Genomic DNA, 16,461 nt, shown 5'->3' on the forward strand with positions numbered 1-16,461 from the left:
CTTATACATATCAATTACTTCAGTTTAAATACCGCACTCACTGGGTTATGATCACTATTTTCAAACTTTAAATCTTTCCCTTGTACATTTACAATGTCTACATTCGGTGAAACGATAAAACCATCAATAATCGTGACGAAATTTTCACCTTCTACATATTTCTTTACATCATCTCTCACAGTCATAACAGACGGATCTACAGCCCACTTAAAACCACCATCAGTAAAGTCCTTTGGTAACTCTACTAACCACTCAGGACGCTCTTTCACAAACTTTGGATCACTTAATTGAACGTCAGAAAGCAATTGATTCCAATCTCCACCCATTATTACGTAATCACCATTTTTATAATGCTTGTTCATATATTCTTTTAAATACTCTACTTGCTGTTTTCTAATTTTCCCGCCTTCATCGTACGCAGACAAATGTAAGTTTACTAGTCTAACATGCTTTCCATTATTAACAGGGATTGTATGTTCAACAATCGCTCGATCTAAATCGAATAAACGCTTTGGCCAAGGTTCCATTCCAGGAAGCTGGAATCTCTTCGCTGTTTGAACTGTATATTTAGAAAACGTACTTAACCCGGCTTCCGCATATCCCATTGGACTTGTAATTGGAACGGGCACCCATTTTGTATCATAGTTCTTCCCGAATGACGAAGTATAATCAGGTAATCCTTTTTTCAAAAACTCATGCTCATTTACATCAAAAGATCGAAGTGATTTTATATCAACTTCTTGTAGTAGCGCAAAATCACTATTCTCATTTTGTAAAAACGAAAGCATATTCTTTAAATTCGTTTCCGTTTGCTCTTTACTACTTGAACCAGATCCCTTTCCCCCATCCATAAAGAAGTCTTGATCCTTATCTAATCCACCATATCCAATATTAAATGTTGTAACTTTAAATTCATTTCCTGTCGCTAATACGCGCTCTTTATTATTTTCCACCTTCAAACTTACAACATCAGCAGGCTGTTCTTTAGTAAGTGTCATATACCCTAAGAAACCACCTACAACCCCCACTCCTACCAAAATACATATAAGTACTATTTTTAATAATTTCTTCAAATAAACGCCCCTTTTCTAAAACACACGACTTAATTTTCTTTATTTTCAGTTAACTAAAACTGAATGACAGACATAAGAAATATTTTATCACACCAAAAACCTTATATCACTATATTTAGTTTATAAACAACATTTCTTTCTCTTACATTATCAAAAATACAAAATGCCCCAACTCCTTCACTGGAAATTAAGCGCAATGTTTAGTACACTATATGTAATAATCATAGGCGCTGGAGTTCGCCATAAACGCTGCTTAGCTAATGACTCCTACCAGTATAACTACTGGTAGGAGTCTATTTTTTTGAGCAAGCTATTTAAAGAGGTGAGAAAATTGATTTATATTATCGTTGGCATTGCCGGTATATTAGGGGCCCTTTCTCGTTATTATGTAGGTCTTACTATTCATGAATTTTGGTATCATACATTTCCACTAGCTACATTACTCATTAACTTACTCGGCTGCTTCTTATTAGCATGGCTGACTACGTATATCGCTAAGCTCAACATCTTACCTTCAGATGTAATCACAGGCATCGGGACTGGATTCATCGGTTCCTTTACGACATTTTCAACATTCAGTGTAGAAACTGTGCAATTACTTAATCATTCTGAATGGAATACGGCTTTCTTATATGTATCATGCAGCATACTTGGTGGCCTCATTATGTCTGGACTTGGCTATACACTAGGTGATTTCTTAATTAAGAAACATCTTACGGAAGGTGATCACTTATGATGGAAGCTTTATTAGTAGCAACAGGAGGATTTTTCGGTGCGATTACACGATTTGCAATTAGCAATTGGTTGAAAAAAAGAAATAAAACTTCCTTTCCAATTGCTACATTTCTCATTAATATAACAGGAGCGTTTTTACTCGGATATATAATTGGCAACGGGGTTACTACAGGTTGGCAATTATTATTAGGTACTGGATTTATGGGTGCCTTCACTACATTTTCGACATTTAAATTAGAATCTGTTCAGCTTCTCAATCGGAAAAACATTAGCACTTTCCTTCTATACTTAAGCGCTACTTACATAATTGGTCTCCTCTTCGCGTTCCTTGGAATGAAGCTGGGCGGAATATAAAAAAAGAAAGCGACTCTTATCAGTCGCTTTCTTTCATAAGAAGTATGTCCCGCCATATGGAATGGAGAATAAACCCGTTGGATGCACATCGTAATGTACAATTTGCATCGGAAACTGTGAATACGGCATATACTGACTTTGCATCATTTGCGCTACTTGTGCTTGTTGCTGCATTTGAATCACTTGATTCATAGCATGAATGGTTCCCTGTGCCCCAGCTAACGTAATAGCTGCTCCTACTTGTCTTCCATTGTAAAAATAACGATTCATCATTATCCAACTCACTTATTATTTTTCTTCCATATCGTATGTTTCTATTTCATAGTGAGTATTTTGTCCCGCTTTATGGATTCCTTATCTATTACTTTTTTTCAGCTTTGAAGTAATAAATCCAAATAATAATACACCAACACCACTAAGGAACAAGACATAACTTATCGGTACTAGAAAAAAGAAAGGTTCTTCAAGGAGCCCATTCGCTCCTACTTTACTGTTTGAAGCATGTATCGTTAAAGAAATAATCGCTAAAATCATGAAAGAAATAGCTACTACGTATTTATTTTTCATCATATACTCTCCTTTAATTCCCACTATCTTATTACCAACATACTACGCCCGAAAACATTATAAGTCAACAATATTTTATTGTTTATCAATAAATAATTACTGTTAATACTATAAAAAAGGCTAGAGATAAAATATTATCTCTAGCCTTTTCACGCATTTATTTCACTCTAAAATATTCCTTTTGGAACATACACATTCTTATCGCATTATGGTAGTTACCATCAACGAAAAACTCGTCTAACAGTTCACCTTCCACCATAAATCCAACCTTTTTATAAACATGTACCGCTTTTTCATTTTCCTTATCCACCACCAAATAAATCTTATGCATATTTAATACAGAAAAAGCGTAATCCATTGCTAAACGCGTCGCTTCCGCTGCATAACCATATCCTTGATAATTCGGATCAATAATAATTTGGAATTCCGTTCTACGGTGAATATAATCGATTTCCACTAACTCAACTAATCCAACCATTTCATTGTCTTTTTCAACGATAAATCGGCGTTCGCTTTGATCATGTATATGTTTATCGTATAAATCCTGCAGCTCCACAAATGCCTCATACGGCTCTTCAAACCAATACGACATAATATGTGCATTATTATTAAGTTCATGTACAAACTTTAAATCTTCTCGCTCTAATGGACGTAATTTTAATTCCTGACTCATTTCTATAACCTCCAAGTAAAAGAAACCTCTTCACTTAATTTCTCAATTTTTTTCAATTTCAAACGCCCTATTTACATTGTAAACTTTCAAGCAACTTGAAGGTCAAGACATAAAAAAGTAGTGCAAACTTATGTCTGCACTACTACTCTTTTCTCAAATCTCTCATATTTGATATGTATAAAGCAATGACTAAAACAAGAATTGCTCCTGCGTATAATAATGTCTCCATCGGTTCCTCATGAGATACGATAATTAAACGAATTAACGCCGTAATTCCGATATAAATAAAATAACGTAACGGAAAATGATAGTTCGATTTAAAATACTTAATAATTAACGCAATGAACTCGAAGTATAAGAAATAGACGATGATACTTTCAACTAATTTATATGACGTATACTTCTTTGCTGAAAATATGTATTGAATAAAAGTAATTGTCTCGTTAATTAAAAAAATAGATAAGACAATGGATAATATAATTAACGCTATATTTAATATCCACTGTAAAACACTCGCGATAAAATGATCGATATTAAATTTCATTTTCTCTTTAAACTCCCCTTCGTATAAGTACGTATTCATTATAGCAAAATTATGATTGGAAAGAAGTTAAATCATAGGTTCGTCCTTTGTTGTTGCCGGTGTATGGGATTTTCATTGTTTGGAAGAGTCGTTTAACCGCAGAACTAGATTGCATATTAAAGAATCCTCTCAATTTGCTATTAGTAGTTATCATTCCAAACAGAAGTGTGTAATCTTGCAAAGCACGTAAATGAGCTTGTTTAGACGTACTATTACAGTTTTGGCAACGCCATCCCTGCTTTTCTTTTAACATCGCCATGGTAAAACATTCCTCACACTGTACGCCCTTTAGCAACTCCTCTTCTTTAACTTTATATTGTACAAGAATATTTTGTCTCTGCGGGATGTGTCCATTCATAATTTGATTTATAAGTCCATTTATATTACTAATTGCTTCTTCTTTATATTGATTTTCAATCTGTTTGATTCTATTAGGTAAATTTGCACCGTGGATAATTTTATTAGGAAGTATTTCATCTGAAGTTTTAATAATTGTACGAGGAGAACTAATTACAACGAGAGATTCAATCGGAATATTATATAAATCATGCAAACTCAACCATTTTCTAAGCTGCATCTCTTGCCGTTTTAGTTGTAAAAGCGGATCTGGGAACCCTTCTTCCGAAGTACCATCTGCTATTCGAATAAGTTGATTAAACTTCGCATCAAAAATTAATGTGCCAATGATATTTTTTATTTCAAGAAAAAGAAGAAAACACGAGGAAACTATAAGGGTATCGATTTGGAAATAATGTTTCTGATCAAACAACCTGATATCATGTAAAATACTATATCTTGTTTCGGACAGAAAACTAAGTGGATATTCAATCGCCTGCTCTCCTTTATAGCCAGCCATAAATTTCGCTAGATTTTCAGCCACCATATTCCTTTTTGGGTGATGGGCAGGCAATCTTCTAAGTAAAGCTTCTAATTGAAGTAAATGTACGGGTATTTTTCGTTCTTTCACAATCATCTTTATCCACCTCCAAAATATATCAGCGATTTTTCAAATATATCAGCGCTACTCAAATTATATCGGCGATTTTCTAAATATATCGGCGCAACTCCAAATATATCAACGATTTTCTAAATATATCGACTTACCGACAAAAACCGACACAACAAACACTAATAGAATCCTATATACAGTATAGCATCACATCAAAAAGCGTACTGTAATCATAATATTAATCCGCCCATTTGATTCCGACAGTTTCAAAATGAGAGATTAGCATTTATCGTATGTAAAAGGCCATTTTCTAAGTATGAACAAATTTTAGGAATTAGTTTATCTTTTTTTAATGTTTTATTTAGAGGCAGTTTATACTCGAGGATTAACATAATAAACGTAGTAACTATTACTATAATCACAAACCGTACTACTTACATTTATAAAATGAGGAGACGATAAAAAATGAACAAAAAAACGAAAGCACTATCATCTATATTGCTCGGATTCACACTAGCACTAACCGGGTGTGTTGGTACTCAAGCTGAAGAAAACCATAGTAAGCCGAAACAAGAACAAACTGCTAAAGAAACAAAAAAGGAAAATAAGTTAACGAAAGGCCAAAAAATGGCTAACATTCTTAGCGATACAAATTGGCAAGGTACACGAGTGTATGACAAAGATAAAAATGATTTAACAAAAGAAAATGCAAACTTCATTGGTCTTGCGAAATATGATGCAAAGTCAGGAAGATATGAATTCTTTGATGCTAAAACAGGTGCAAGTCGTGGCGATAAAGGAACTTTCTTTATCACAAATGATGGGAAGAAGAGAATATTAATTTCAGAATCAATGAAATATCAAGCTGTTGTTGACATGACAAAACTAAATAAAAATGTATTTACTTATAAAAGAATGGGGAAAGACGCTAACGGTAACGATGTAGAAGTCTTCGTTGAACATGTTCCATATAAAGAAAAAGAGCTTTCTTTCACTGATCCGGACAAGCAACTGAACACGACTACTGGCGATATCGTTAAAAACGCTGATGGAGATAAAATTTTAGGTGGAACCCTTTGGCACGGAACAAAAGTATTAGATGAAGCTGGTAATGACGTAACACAGTTTAATTCGAACTTCATTAGTCTAGCAAAATTCGATGACAAATCTAATAAATATGAGTTCTTCAATAGCGAAACAGGTCAAAGCCGCGGTGACTATGGTTACTTCGATGTTTTACATGAAAATAAAATAAGAGCTCATGTTTCAATTGGAAATAATAAATATGGTGCGGCTCTTGAACTTACTGAACTGAACAATAAGAAATTTACGTATAAAAGAACTGGTAAAGACCAAGCGGGTAAGGACATCACTATATTCGTTGAACATGAACCTTATAAAGGTGATATAAAGCCACAATTTAGTTTTTAATTGGTTTGATTAAAACTTCTGTACTGAGTTACAGGAGTTTTTTTATGAGTCCATTTTTTATATTCGAAACATGAATTAGCGTAAGCTGACCGTTTTTGATCAGCTTACGCTTCTTTTTACATGTAACAGCCACTACAGCTCTTCAATTACCTTCGTTAGCTTTTGAAGCGCTGATAAAAGGTTTGTTAATTCTTCAGGTGATAAACTTGCATAATACTTTTCAGAAACTTGCTCCATATATGCATCCATTTCTTGTTTGTATAGCAAACCTTTCTCTCCTAATTCAACTGAAAATGCACGTTTATCTTCTGCATGTTGCCTTCTGAAAATGTATCCATCCTTTTCAAGTTTGACTAGCTGTTGGCTAATGGCACTCTTCGTTACATTCATTTTTTCTGCTAGCTCTTTAGGAGTGGATGATGGGTACCGAATAATTAATGTTAATAACGTATATTGCTGATTATTTAAATTGAAATTCGTATACGATCTTTCTTTCGTTTCAAGTAATATCCATAATTCTTCAAGTGTTAGATTGATTTCCTCAGCTATATTTTTATTTTTCATACTTGTCCCTCTCACCTTTTCTTCTCCAATTTTTCGGATTTAAATACTTTTTATATTTTGCCACCACTTCTTTTCCAACAAAGACAGCACCGATTAAAAATAGAATTTCTCCTACTACTATACACCCTGGAATAACAATAGCCTTTATCTGAGTCGAAAGCGAAGTAAATGGTATGATTAAAGCACTCGCCCAAAGTAAAACATATATGATTAGAAGCCCTATTCCAACTTTAAAAAGCAATGGCTTTTTTTGTTTATTTTCGTTTGAAACTATTTCTTTTTCCATTTCAAAACCTCCTGAATGTAGTTTAGTTCACTTAACTAAACTATATATCAAGAGTGATTTGATTGCAAGGTTTAAAAAAAGCTGCTGCCTATAAAATATAGACAGCAGCTTTTTTTGCATACTCGTTTTGTAACTAATAAACAGCGATCGGCCCATAAGGACCATTAATAATCTCTATTTTTGTTTCAAAAATATCTGTCAAAAGTGTTGGATCCATAACTTCTTCTACTGTTCCAAAAGCAGCAATTTGTCCATCTTTCATAGCACAAATTTTATCAGAGTATTTGGCTGCAAAATTTATGTCATGCATAACAGTCAAAATTGTTCTTCCAAATTCATTAGCCGCACGTCTCAAATGCTCCATCATTTGAACAGATCGAGCAACATCAAGGTTGTTCAGAGGCTCATCCAAAAGTACATATTCAGTCTCTTGGCACAATACCATCGCTACATATGCCCTTTGTCTTTGACCACCAGAAAGCTCATCTAAATATCTATTTTCTAAATTAGTTAAATCTAGAAAGTCGATATATTTAGAAATAATAAATTCATCCTCTTTCGTTAATCTTCCCTTTGAATAAGGAAAGCGTCCAAATCCAACTAATTGTCTAACCGTAAGCCTAGTTACAAAATGATTTTCCTGTCGCAATATAGTCAAAACTTTTGCTAAGTCTTTTGATTTGGATTCAGAAACATCCATATTCGCTACCTGAATTTGACCTTCGTCCATATCTAAAAGTCTGCCAATCATCAAAAGTGTCGTTGATTTTCCGGCGCCATTTGGTCCAATTAAAGAAGTAAAGCCTGCTTTTGGTATTTCAATATCCAAAGGTCCTATTTTCACCTTATCAGTATAGAACTTTTTAACATTATCAATTTTTATCATAAAGCCCTCTTCCTTAAAACTATAGTTAAGAATATGATTCCACCAAATAATTCAATAATAACTGAAACTACACCTTGAGCATGGAATACATGATACATTAGAAAGTATGCACTCGTCATTATTAAAAATCCTATTGCAAAAGCCATTGGAAAAATATATCTATGATCATACGTTGATGCCGCTTGATAACTCAAAGTTGCTACTAAAAATCCGTAGAAAGTAAGTGGCCCAATTAGAGCTGTTGAAATGGACATTAAAATAGCTACTAATACAAGCGTATAAATTACACTAGGTTGATATTTAACTCCAAAAGAAGTAGCAACATCCTTTCCTAGTGACAAAACATTCAAATTCTTAGAATGAGCAAAAATTAATAACGCTACAATTATGATCATAGGAATTACAATAGGAAAATATGCAGGATCTGCATGATTAACAGAACCAAATAATCTCGCTTGTAAAATATCAAATTCTGAAGGCGCAAGTAGTTTTCTCATGAAAGTCGACACAGAATTTAGTCCGGTACCAATAATAATTCCAACTAAAAGCATAAGTTGTAAATTCCCGTATTTACCGGAAAGTAACCATCCATAAAGTATCAAACTCATGAAAACCATAACAACAACTTGGAATAAAAATGATCCGATGCCATTAAAATTTAGTAATGCACTAGCACCAAAGAAGAATATTGTACTCGTTTGAATCGCCGAATAAAGTGATTCGAAACCTAAAAGCGAAGGTGTAATAATTTTATTATTCGTAATAGATTGGAAAGCTACAGTCGACAAGCTATGACAAACAGCTGCAATAATCATTGCAACAATAGCTACTATCCTTCTCTTAACAACTGGGATAAAAGAAGGTGAATCTATCGGAACTGGATTGTTATACACTAAAAGTCCATATGAAGAAAGGAGGCCTAAAGCAATCAATGTTATCAGTACAATCCAATAACGTCTTGCTTCCTTCTTAGAACGAAAAGCGCTAGCTGATCTACTTTCATTATGAAGGCTAGAATCGACTTCGACATTTTCTTTATTTCTATAATCTAATGTGATCATCGTAGCCTCCTTGGTTTTCTTTTTCTCAATAAAATAGTAATAAACACGACTGCTCCCACTGATGCAAGTATTAAAGAAACAGGTAATTCAAAAGGCTTTATAATTGTTCGAGAAATGATGTCACAGGTAGTTATTGTCCCCATTCCGATCACACACACCCAAGGTAAATTACTCCTAAGGTCATCCCCTCTAAACATGGAAACAATGTTTGGAACAATTAACCCCAAGAAAGGTAAGTTTCCAATAACAGCTGCAACAATTCCAACTGCAACAGAGATAAGAGCAGTCCCAAAAAGAACAATTCGATTGTAATTAACTCCAAGGCTTGTTGCGACATCTTCTCCTAGTCCAGCTAAAGTCAATCTATTCGCATACATAAAAATAAGCAAAGTAACGATAACAATCAGCCATAAATATTCGTATCTTCCTACCTGAATGTTAGCAAATGAACCTACAAACCAAGTTTCAATACTTTGCGTCATTTGAAAAAGGAGTCCCAAAAAAGTAGACACTGCAGAAATAACTGCTCCAAGCATCAATCCAATAATCGGAACAATTAAAGACGAACGAAGCTTAACTCTTCTTAAAAATAGAAAGAAAATCATAGTTCCTATAAAAGAAAAAATGATTGCACCAGTCATTCTTTGCACTAAAGTCGGGGCAGGAAATAGTAAATACACAAAAAGCAGGCCTAAGCCTGACCATTCAATAGTCCCCGTTGTAGTAGGTTCGACAAAACGGTTTTGTGTAATGAGTTGCATGACGAGCCCTGCCATCGCCATCGCAGCTCCAGTAAGCATTAATGCAACTGTTCTCGGAACACGAGTGATGAAAAACATCTCCATTCCGTCCTCTTGTCCACGTATATCATAAACTCCAGTAAACAGTGATATAATCCCTAAAATTATAACAACTATAACTGCTATTATAAAAGGTTTTGTCCATATTTTATTTTGATTATAAAACTGGGGTTGAGAAATATTCTCAACCCTAGAACTCATATTTTTTGACACTGTTTCGTACCCCTTTACACTACTTAGCTAAAGTTTTTGCAAGGTTTCCAAATAACTCTATATAAGTCTGAATTGATTCATTTGTGTAAGTATCTGCTGGTGCATAAATAACTTGTTTTTTAGAAACAGCAGTTGTGTTTTGAAGAGCTGGTGATTTAGAAATAACATCCTGAGCAGGAGCTGACTTAGCTGCATCAGATGTTGCAGCATCACGATCTAATACGAAAAGCCAATCAGGATTTGTTTGTGCGATAGCTTCAACAGAAACGTCATCACCTTTATGACCTGCAGTAGAATTCGAAACTTCTAATGCTGGAGTCCAACCGAAAATTTCATACATAGGTCCCCAAACGCGACCAGAGTGAGGAGCTGCAAAGCCAATATTCCCACCAGTAACGATAACACTCATAACTTTATCTTTTCCGTTATAAGCAGATTTTGCTTTTTCAATAGATTTATCAAAATCAGCTACTAATTGTTTAGCTTCTTTATCTTTAGCAAAGATTTTTCCTAAAGTAGTTGTAGAATCTTTAAGTCCTTTTACTAAGTTTTCTCCAGGCTTAGTAGCCTTCTCAGAAACATCAAAATTAAGATCAATAACAGCTGCATTTGGTACTAATTTTTTGATTTCTTCGTAATGGTCAGCAAATCTTTGACCAACAATTACAAGGTCAGGGTTTGCCGCTGCAATAATTTCAAGATTTGGTTCACGGTGATTCCCAATATTTTGAACTTTTTCATCCTTTTTATATGCTGAATCAGCAGGCATAATATCCTTTGGAGCAGCCGCTAATTTAATTCCCCAATCAGCTAAAGTTTCAAAAGTTCTATTATCTAAAGCAACTACATTCTTTGGATTTACAGGAACAGTAACTTTTCCATGCGCATCAGTGATTTCAACCGTTTTTGGCTTATCACTACCATTATCTTTATTATTAGCCTTCGAAGTTTCTTTACCTGAATCTGAGCAAGCTACTAACATTAATGTGAAAATTGCTAGAATACTTACTAATTTTAAAAGCATAGTTTTTTTCATACGTATACTCCTTATTATGTAATTTAGTTCGAAAATGATAAAGTTCATAGATTAAATTAGATAGTAACTTTTATGCATCTAAATTGCTATTGATAATCATTTTCATTTGAACATCCTGATAATAAGTATAGTCATTAATTCTGTGAAAATCTTGTGAATGGTGTGAGTTAATAAAATTAAAAATACATTTGATACGGTCTCAACTAATGCGCAGCAGATCCATCCCCCACACCTTATAAAACATGGTTTCTACTGCAAAAAATGACCATTTCCTGATAGCAATCTTCTTTTTATAGTTTCTGTCTTTTCATATTTCACAGAAACTACTTTATTATCTTATTTTTATCATTCAACCATTGAATAGCCTCTGCCATGTATCGTTTGAATATATCTGTCTTTCTTCTCGCACTTTAACTTTTTTCTTACATACCCAATATATAAGTCTACTACATTTGGATTTACTACTACGTTATATCCCCAAACCTGATTCAAAAGCATTTCACGGCTCAATATTGTATTTTTATTCTTGATTAAAAATGCAAGTAAATCGTACTCACGCTTCGTAAGCGAGAGAGTTTTACCACCTTTTTTCACAATATTGCTAGATGCATCAACAAAGAGATCTTTAAACTGAAAAAAGTTTATCTCATTTTGCTGATTATAGTCACTTCTTCTTAAAATAGCTTGAACTCTTGCTACTAATTCTTCTTTCACAAATGGTTTTCTAATATAATCATCTGCTCCTGCATGTAGACCTGCTATGCAATCCTTGCTAGAAATATTGTCGGTCACAATAATGATTGGTGTCGTTTTAACAAGTCGTATTTGTCTACAAATTTCTGGTCCGGATATACTTAATGAATCCCAATCCAATATGATAATATCCCAATCTTGTTCATATACTATATTTAAACCTTCGTTTTCATTGTGAAGTTTTAAAATAAAATGGCCTTCTTGCGTTAAACCGCTTACGATTTTCTTTGCTAAAGACCGTTCATTTTTAATTACTAACACCTGCCTCACCGATGGTTCACCTCTACTTCAATATAACTTAGTTAGATAAAAAGTTATCTCCAAAAATAATTTAAGATTTATAAGTATTAAACTCCTAAAAAAAGTAATTATAACAGCTTATTAGGAGAACTCTATATAATCTTACAATAGATAAGGATAAAAACACAAAGAATATGAAGATTTGAATAAAATGAAATAAAAATAAACACTCACCAATCAGGCGTTTACGAGCAGCTATTGTATCTACCTGTTTATCATCAATAACCATTCCTTCATTTTCTGTTTTAGGGGGACCACCCTCCCCCATCAACTTAAACATTTTATAAAACTACAAAATAAAAAGAACCATAACCTCGCCAACCTGGCAAAGTTATGGTTCATATCATACAAAATAAAAAAACCACCAAATATGTATTGGTGGAGACGGTGGGAGTCGAACCCACGTCCAAAAATATCGGCACTTAAGCTTCTACGAGTGTAGTCGATATATTAGCATTTCGCGAACTCTTCGGCCTATCGACAGGCTTCCAAGTTGCTAGTCTGGTTGTTCTCTTCCTTTGTCCTCAGACGGCGAACTCCGGCGTAGTCCACTTAGTTTGAGTCCCTTACCCTACCACATGGACGATGGAGGGAGGAACCTTTAGTGCAATTAAGCAGCTAAAGAAAGATTGTTTTGTTTGCCAATTATAGGCTTTGACGTTTTAACGAGGCCGATCCCCTCGACTCGCAACCTAAGCTCGAACTATCCCTGTCGAATCCGTAACGTCCCCATGATAAAAATGGAGCATACGAAGAAAATTTCGTGATAGCTACTAAGAGCTGTTTTTCAATGTGCAACAATCTTACATAAGTTATTATAACATACGCGCGCCGTTTTACAAATGTAAATATCTGTATTACATCTTTTGACGATCACGGAACGCGCGTGCAATTTCACGTTTAGCTTCTTTCTCTTTTAAATCGTGACGCTTATCGTATTGTTTCTTACCTTTTGCTAAACCAAGTGCCATTTTCGCAAATCCATTTTTCAAATAGATTCTAACTGGAACTAATGCATATCCTGTCTCTTTTGAAGCACCCGTTAACTTCTCAATTTCTTTTTTATGAAGAAGTAACTTTCTCGTGCGAAGCGGATCATGGTTGAAACGATTCCCTTGTTCGTACGTACTAATATGCATATTATGAACCCATACTTCACCATTATGTACACGTGCAAACGCATCTTTCAAGTTTACGCGTCCAGCGCGAATCGACTTAATTTCCGTTCCTTGAAGGACAAGCCCTGCTTCGTATGTTTCTTCGATGAAATAATCATGAAATGCTTTTTTATTTTGTGCAATAACCTTACCTGAACCTTTTGGCATATAACGTCCCTCCTCTATTTTTACTATTGTAACAAATGTTACTAAAAAGCGAAAGTGGCTCGCTCAGAATCTTTGGACATTGGAACTCCCGACAGAGAAGCGCTTTTTGCTTCGTCCGAGGGAGTGAAATGGCCGATAGATTCTAGCCACTGTAGCTGGATTATATAAAAAGCGAAAGTGGCTCGCTCAGAATGTGAGGTGGATGGAGCTTCTGACCTTGAGGTGCTCTTTACCTCTGAGGAAGAAGCGAAGCCGCCGAACATTCTAGCCACTGTAGCTGGATTACATTAAAAAGCGAAAGTAGCTCGCTCTCAAACCACCAATAAAAAAAGAAAAAGCCCCGCTTTTCATCAAAGCGAAGCCACTCTTTTCTTACTTACGCTTTTTCTTTTTCTTCTTGAATCCTGGTACATTTTCGAAGAATGCTTTTTTCTTCTTGCCGTTACCATCTTTTTTCCCTGACTGGCTAGCAGACGTAGATGTGGATGCGGATGCAGATCCTCTTCCTTTGCCTGTGCTTTTACCTTTGCCACCACGGTCAAATTTTCTTCCTGTGCCACGTTCTCCGCCGCGCTCATTACTACGCTCGCTACGTCCACCGCGTTTCTTTCTGCCTGTTCTTGGCTGTTCGATAACGACTGGGCGATCTTTGAACTTACGACGAGGCGTACCTTTCATGCCAACGATTTCAAAGTCGATTGCACGCTCATCTTTGTTTACGTTAATAACGCGAATTGTAATTTCGTCACCAATGCGGAATACGTTGCCTGTACGTTCTCCGATCATTGCGAAATGCTGCTCGTCATAACGGTAGTAATCATCCGTTAAATAGCTAACGTGTACAAGACCTTCAATCGTATTTGGAAGCTCTACGAATAAACCGAAGTTTGTTACAGAGCTAATCATACCGTCATACTCTTCGCCGATCTTATCAACCATATACTCTGCTTTTTTCATTTCGTCTGTTTCACGTTCTGCTTCAACAGCACGACGTTCCATATTAGAAGAATGCTCTGCAATCTCAGGTAATTTTTCACGCCATTTTGCTTGTGTTTCATGGTCGACTTTACCGTTAATGATGTATTCACGAATTAATCTATGAACGATCGTATCTGGGTAACGACGAATTGGCGATGTGAAATGCGTGTAGAACTCAGTTGATAAACCGAAATGCCCTAAGCTATCCGCATCGTAACGCGCTTGCTTCATGGAACGAAGCATTACTGTTGAAATAACTACTTCTTCCGGCTGTCCTTGAACCATTTCAAGAATTTGTTGCAGCGCACGAGGATGTACTTCATTCGCACGTCCTTTTACTGCGTATCCGAAATTCGTTACAAACTCGAAGAAACGCTCTAGCTTATCTTCTTTCGGATCTTCATGGACACGGTACATGAATGGTACGTTCATCCAGTGGAAGTGCTCTGCTACTGTTTCATTCGCAACAAGCATAAATTCTTCAATTAACTTCTCTGATACAGAACGATCGCGCATGACAACATCTGTCGGTTTTCCTTCTTCATCTACTAATACTTTCGCTTCTTTAAAGTCAAAGTCGATTGCACCACGACGCATACGTTTTTCACGTAAAATTTGTGCCAACTGACCCATCTCTTTAAACATCGGTACTAGCGGTTCATAGCGCTTGATTAATTCTTCATCCTCGTCTTCTAGAATGCTTCTTACATCAGCATACGTCATACGCTCTGTCGTTTTAATCACACTTTGGAAAATCTCATGCTTTACAACGTCACCTAAATTGTTAATTTCCATTTCACAAGATAACGTCAGACGGTCTACTTTCGGATTTAATGAACAAATACCGTTAGATAGACGATGCGGAATCATCGGAATTACACGGTCAACAAGATATACACTCGTCGCTCTCTCCGCTGCTTCTACATCAATTGGAGAGCCTTCTTGAACGTAATGACTTACATCCGCAATATGAACGCCAAGCTTGTAGTTACCGTTCTCGAGCTTCGTTACTGTAACAGCGTCATCTAAATCTTTCGCGTCTGCACCGTCAATCGTTACGATCATTTGGTCACGCAGGTCACGGCGATCTTTTAAATCTTCTTCTGAAATCGTTTCTGGTACACTGTTTGCATGCTCCATCACTTCTTCAGGGAATGCTAAAGGTAAATGATGTTTATGGATGACAGATAAAATATCTACTCCTGGATCATTTTTATGACCTAGAATTTGAATAACTTCACCTTCTGCACTTAAACGATTCTCTGGATAGCTCGTAATTTTCACAACTACTTTATGACCTTCTACAGCGCCCATTGATGCACTTTTCAAGATGAAAATATCACTCGTCCAGCGCTTATTATCAGGTATAACAAATCCAAAGTTTTTCGATTCTGTATATGTACCAACTAGTTCTTTCGTACCACGCTCTAAAATGCGTACAATTGAACCTTCTTGACGCGAGCCACTCGATTGAGAACTAAGGCGTGCTAATACTATATCGCCATGTAGTGCACCGTTTAACTCTGTAGGCGGGATGAAAAGATCATCGTCTCCTGTTTTCTTCTCGTCTGGTACAACGAATGCAAAGCCACGTGCATGTCCAATTAACTTACCACGTACTAAATTCATCTTTTCAGGAAGACCGTAACGGTTGCTACGAGTACGAATAACAAGTCCCTTCTCTTCCATCGTTACAAGTGCCTTTACAAAATCTTTAAAGCCCTCAGAACCTTCAATTCCAAATGCCTCTTCTAACTCTTGTATCGTTAGCGGTTTATACGCTTCTTCTCTCATAAATAATAACAACTTATCAATATGTTCTTGTGTGATTTCTTCCAAGCAAAAATACCTCCTTTAAAACCTTATATTATTTAGTGTATCCGAAAGATAGGGG

General features: G+C 35.6%; 18 protein-coding genes, 1 other RNA gene and 1 riboswitch. Of the genes, 3 read left to right on the plus strand and 16 right to left on the minus strand.

From position 1 onward, the window contains the following. Window positions 1-14: 14 nt before the first annotated feature. The gene (locus tag ATN06_RS25905) at window positions 15-1,073 is read right to left on the minus strand and encodes an endonuclease/exonuclease/phosphatase family protein (RefSeq protein ID WP_060632819.1); all 1,059 of its coding nucleotides are present in this window, start codon (window positions 1,071-1,073) and stop codon (window positions 15-17) included. A gap of 217 nt (window positions 1,074-1,290) precedes the next feature. After that, a riboswitch (Fluoride riboswitch) is annotated at window positions 1,291-1,350 on the plus strand. A 54-nt stretch (window positions 1,351-1,404) separates the two neighbouring features. Here ATN06_RS25905 and crcB (ATN06_RS25910) point away from each other — a divergent pair. Both crcB (ATN06_RS25910) and crcB (ATN06_RS25915) read left to right on the plus strand, forming a co-directional pair. After that, the gene (crcB, locus tag ATN06_RS25910) at window positions 1,405-1,809 is read left to right on the plus strand and encodes a fluoride efflux transporter CrcB (RefSeq protein WP_140350422.1); all 405 of its coding nucleotides are present in this window, start codon (window positions 1,405-1,407) and stop codon (window positions 1,807-1,809) included. Further along, entirely contained in the window at window positions 1,806-2,162 is a 357-nt protein-coding gene (gene crcB, locus ATN06_RS25915) for a fluoride efflux transporter CrcB (protein ID WP_060632821.1), read from the plus strand. The genes crcB (ATN06_RS25910) and crcB (ATN06_RS25915) overlap by 4 nt, the downstream gene beginning before the upstream one ends. A 33-nt stretch (window positions 2,163-2,195) precedes the next feature. Here the strand turns inward: crcB (ATN06_RS25915) and ATN06_RS25920 are convergent, their stop codons facing one another. The 5 genes from ATN06_RS25920 to ATN06_RS25940 all read right to left on the minus strand — a co-directional run bounded on the left by ATN06_RS25920 (window position 2,196) and on the right by ATN06_RS25940 (window position 4,958). After that, window positions 2,196-2,435, minus strand: coding sequence for a DUF3947 family protein (locus ATN06_RS25920; protein ID WP_060632822.1), 240 nt, complete (start codon window positions 2,433-2,435; stop codon window positions 2,196-2,198). A gap of 81 nt (window positions 2,436-2,516) precedes the next feature. Further along, complete coding sequence (locus tag ATN06_RS25925) at window positions 2,517-2,729, minus strand: DUF3955 domain-containing protein (protein ID WP_060632823.1); 213 nt, start codon at window positions 2,727-2,729, stop codon at window positions 2,517-2,519. A gap of 157 nt (window positions 2,730-2,886) precedes the next feature. Next, window positions 2,887-3,402: a spermidine N1-acetyltransferase gene (speG, locus tag ATN06_RS25930; RefSeq protein ID WP_060632824.1), complete on the minus strand. Its 516-nt coding sequence runs from the start codon at window positions 3,400-3,402 to the stop codon at window positions 2,887-2,889. A 142-nt stretch (window positions 3,403-3,544) separates the two neighbouring features. Continuing rightward, window positions 3,545-3,946 (minus strand): phosphate-starvation-inducible protein PsiE, encoded by a 402-nt coding sequence (gene psiE, locus ATN06_RS25935; RefSeq protein WP_000671174.1) that lies wholly within the window; start codon window positions 3,944-3,946, stop codon window positions 3,545-3,547. A gap of 49 nt (window positions 3,947-3,995) precedes the next feature. Next, a complete protein-coding gene (locus ATN06_RS25940) occupies window positions 3,996-4,958 on the minus strand; it encodes a nuclease-related domain-containing protein (RefSeq protein WP_060632825.1) in 963 nt (320 codons plus the stop codon). A gap of 441 nt (window positions 4,959-5,399) precedes the next feature. On the opposite strand from ATN06_RS25940, the gene ATN06_RS25945 reads away from it, so the two are divergent. Beyond that, the gene (locus ATN06_RS25945; protein WP_060632826.1) at window positions 5,400-6,365 is read left to right on the plus strand and encodes a DUF4822 domain-containing protein; all 966 of its coding nucleotides are present in this window, start codon (window positions 5,400-5,402) and stop codon (window positions 6,363-6,365) included. A 132-nt stretch (window positions 6,366-6,497) separates the two neighbouring features. Here the strand turns inward: ATN06_RS25945 and ATN06_RS25950 are convergent, their stop codons facing one another. The 10 genes from ATN06_RS25950 to rnr all read right to left on the minus strand — a co-directional run bounded on the left by ATN06_RS25950 (window position 6,498) and on the right by rnr (window position 16,406). After that, window positions 6,498-6,929, minus strand: coding sequence for a MarR family winged helix-turn-helix transcriptional regulator (locus tag ATN06_RS25950; RefSeq protein ID WP_060632827.1), 432 nt, complete (start codon window positions 6,927-6,929; stop codon window positions 6,498-6,500). Next, window positions 6,919-7,215, minus strand: coding sequence for a transporter suffix domain-containing protein (locus tag ATN06_RS25955; protein WP_060632828.1), 297 nt, complete (start codon window positions 7,213-7,215; stop codon window positions 6,919-6,921). Before ATN06_RS25955 ends, ATN06_RS25950 begins: the two co-directional genes overlap by 11 nt. Window positions 7,216-7,348: 133 nt before the next feature. Next, window positions 7,349-8,101 (minus strand): iron ABC transporter ATP-binding protein, encoded by a 753-nt coding sequence (locus tag ATN06_RS25960; protein ID WP_060632829.1) that lies wholly within the window; start codon window positions 8,099-8,101, stop codon window positions 7,349-7,351. Beyond that, window positions 8,098-9,162, minus strand: coding sequence for an iron chelate uptake ABC transporter family permease subunit (locus tag ATN06_RS25965; RefSeq protein ID WP_060632830.1), 1,065 nt, complete (start codon window positions 9,160-9,162; stop codon window positions 8,098-8,100). Before ATN06_RS25965 ends, ATN06_RS25960 begins: the two co-directional genes overlap by 4 nt. Then, window positions 9,159-10,175, minus strand: a complete 1,017-nt coding sequence (locus ATN06_RS25970) for an ABC transporter permease (protein ID WP_060632831.1) — start codon at window positions 10,173-10,175, stop codon at window positions 9,159-9,161. Before ATN06_RS25970 ends, ATN06_RS25965 begins: the two co-directional genes overlap by 4 nt. A gap of 19 nt (window positions 10,176-10,194) precedes the next feature. Continuing rightward, the gene (locus ATN06_RS25975) at window positions 10,195-11,211 is read right to left on the minus strand and encodes a siderophore ABC transporter substrate-binding protein (protein WP_060632832.1); all 1,017 of its coding nucleotides are present in this window, start codon (window positions 11,209-11,211) and stop codon (window positions 10,195-10,197) included. A 345-nt stretch (window positions 11,212-11,556) separates the two neighbouring features. Then, window positions 11,557-12,234: a response regulator transcription factor gene (locus ATN06_RS25980; RefSeq protein ID WP_060632833.1), complete on the minus strand. Its 678-nt coding sequence runs from the start codon at window positions 12,232-12,234 to the stop codon at window positions 11,557-11,559. Between the two features lie 406 nt (window positions 12,235-12,640). After that, window positions 12,641-12,995: a transfer-messenger RNA gene (gene ssrA, locus ATN06_RS25985) on the minus strand. 126 nt (window positions 12,996-13,121) lie between these two features. Next, window positions 13,122-13,589: an SsrA-binding protein gene (gene smpB, locus ATN06_RS25990; RefSeq protein ID WP_001123907.1), complete on the minus strand. Its 468-nt coding sequence runs from the start codon at window positions 13,587-13,589 to the stop codon at window positions 13,122-13,124. A gap of 372 nt (window positions 13,590-13,961) precedes the next feature. Next, window positions 13,962-16,406, minus strand: a complete 2,445-nt coding sequence (rnr, locus tag ATN06_RS25995) for a ribonuclease R (RefSeq protein ID WP_060632834.1) — start codon at window positions 16,404-16,406, stop codon at window positions 13,962-13,964. Window positions 16,407-16,461 lie beyond the last annotated feature (55 nt).

The sequence above is a fragment of the Bacillus thuringiensis genome (genome assembly GCF_001455345.1).
Lineage (GTDB): Bacteria > Bacillota > Bacilli > Bacillales > Bacillaceae_G > Bacillus_A > Bacillus_A thuringiensis_N.

What these genes read in the sequence shown, in the direction of transcription:
- crcB (WP_060632821.1), top strand. Translation starts at nt 1,806, where the DNA reads ATGATGGAAGCTTTATTAGTAGCAACAGGAGGATTTTTCGGTGCGATT.
- ATN06_RS25920 (WP_060632822.1), bottom strand. Translation starts at nt 2,435, where the DNA reads ATGATGAATCGTTATTTTTACAATGGAAGACAAGTAGGAGCAGCTATT.
- ATN06_RS25925 (WP_060632823.1), bottom strand. Translation starts at nt 2,729, where the DNA reads ATGAAAAATAAATACGTAGTAGCTATTTCTTTCATGATTTTAGCGATT.
- speG (WP_060632824.1), bottom strand. Translation starts at nt 3,402, where the DNA reads ATGAGTCAGGAATTAAAATTACGTCCATTAGAGCGAGAAGATTTAAAG.
- psiE (WP_000671174.1), bottom strand. Translation starts at nt 3,946, where the DNA reads ATGAAATTTAATATCGATCATTTTATCGCGAGTGTTTTACAGTGGATA.
- ATN06_RS25940 (WP_060632825.1), bottom strand. Translation starts at nt 4,958, where the DNA reads ATGATTGTGAAAGAACGAAAAATACCCGTACATTTACTTCAATTAGAA.
- ATN06_RS25945 (WP_060632826.1), top strand. Translation starts at nt 5,400, where the DNA reads ATGAACAAAAAAACGAAAGCACTATCATCTATATTGCTCGGATTCACA.
- ATN06_RS25950 (WP_060632827.1), bottom strand. Translation starts at nt 6,929, where the DNA reads ATGAAAAATAAAAATATAGCTGAGGAAATCAATCTAACACTTGAAGAA.
- ATN06_RS25955 (WP_060632828.1), bottom strand. Translation starts at nt 7,215, where the DNA reads ATGGAAAAAGAAATAGTTTCAAACGAAAATAAACAAAAAAAGCCATTG.
- ATN06_RS25960 (WP_060632829.1), bottom strand. Translation starts at nt 8,101, where the DNA reads ATGATAAAAATTGATAATGTTAAAAAGTTCTATACTGATAAGGTGAAA.
- ATN06_RS25965 (WP_060632830.1), bottom strand. Translation starts at nt 9,162, where the DNA reads ATGATCACATTAGATTATAGAAATAAAGAAAATGTCGAAGTCGATTCT.
- ATN06_RS25975 (WP_060632832.1), bottom strand. Translation starts at nt 11,211, where the DNA reads ATGAAAAAAACTATGCTTTTAAAATTAGTAAGTATTCTAGCAATTTTC.
- smpB (WP_001123907.1), bottom strand. Translation starts at nt 13,589, where the DNA reads ATGCCAAAAGGTTCAGGTAAGGTTATTGCACAAAATAAAAAAGCATTT.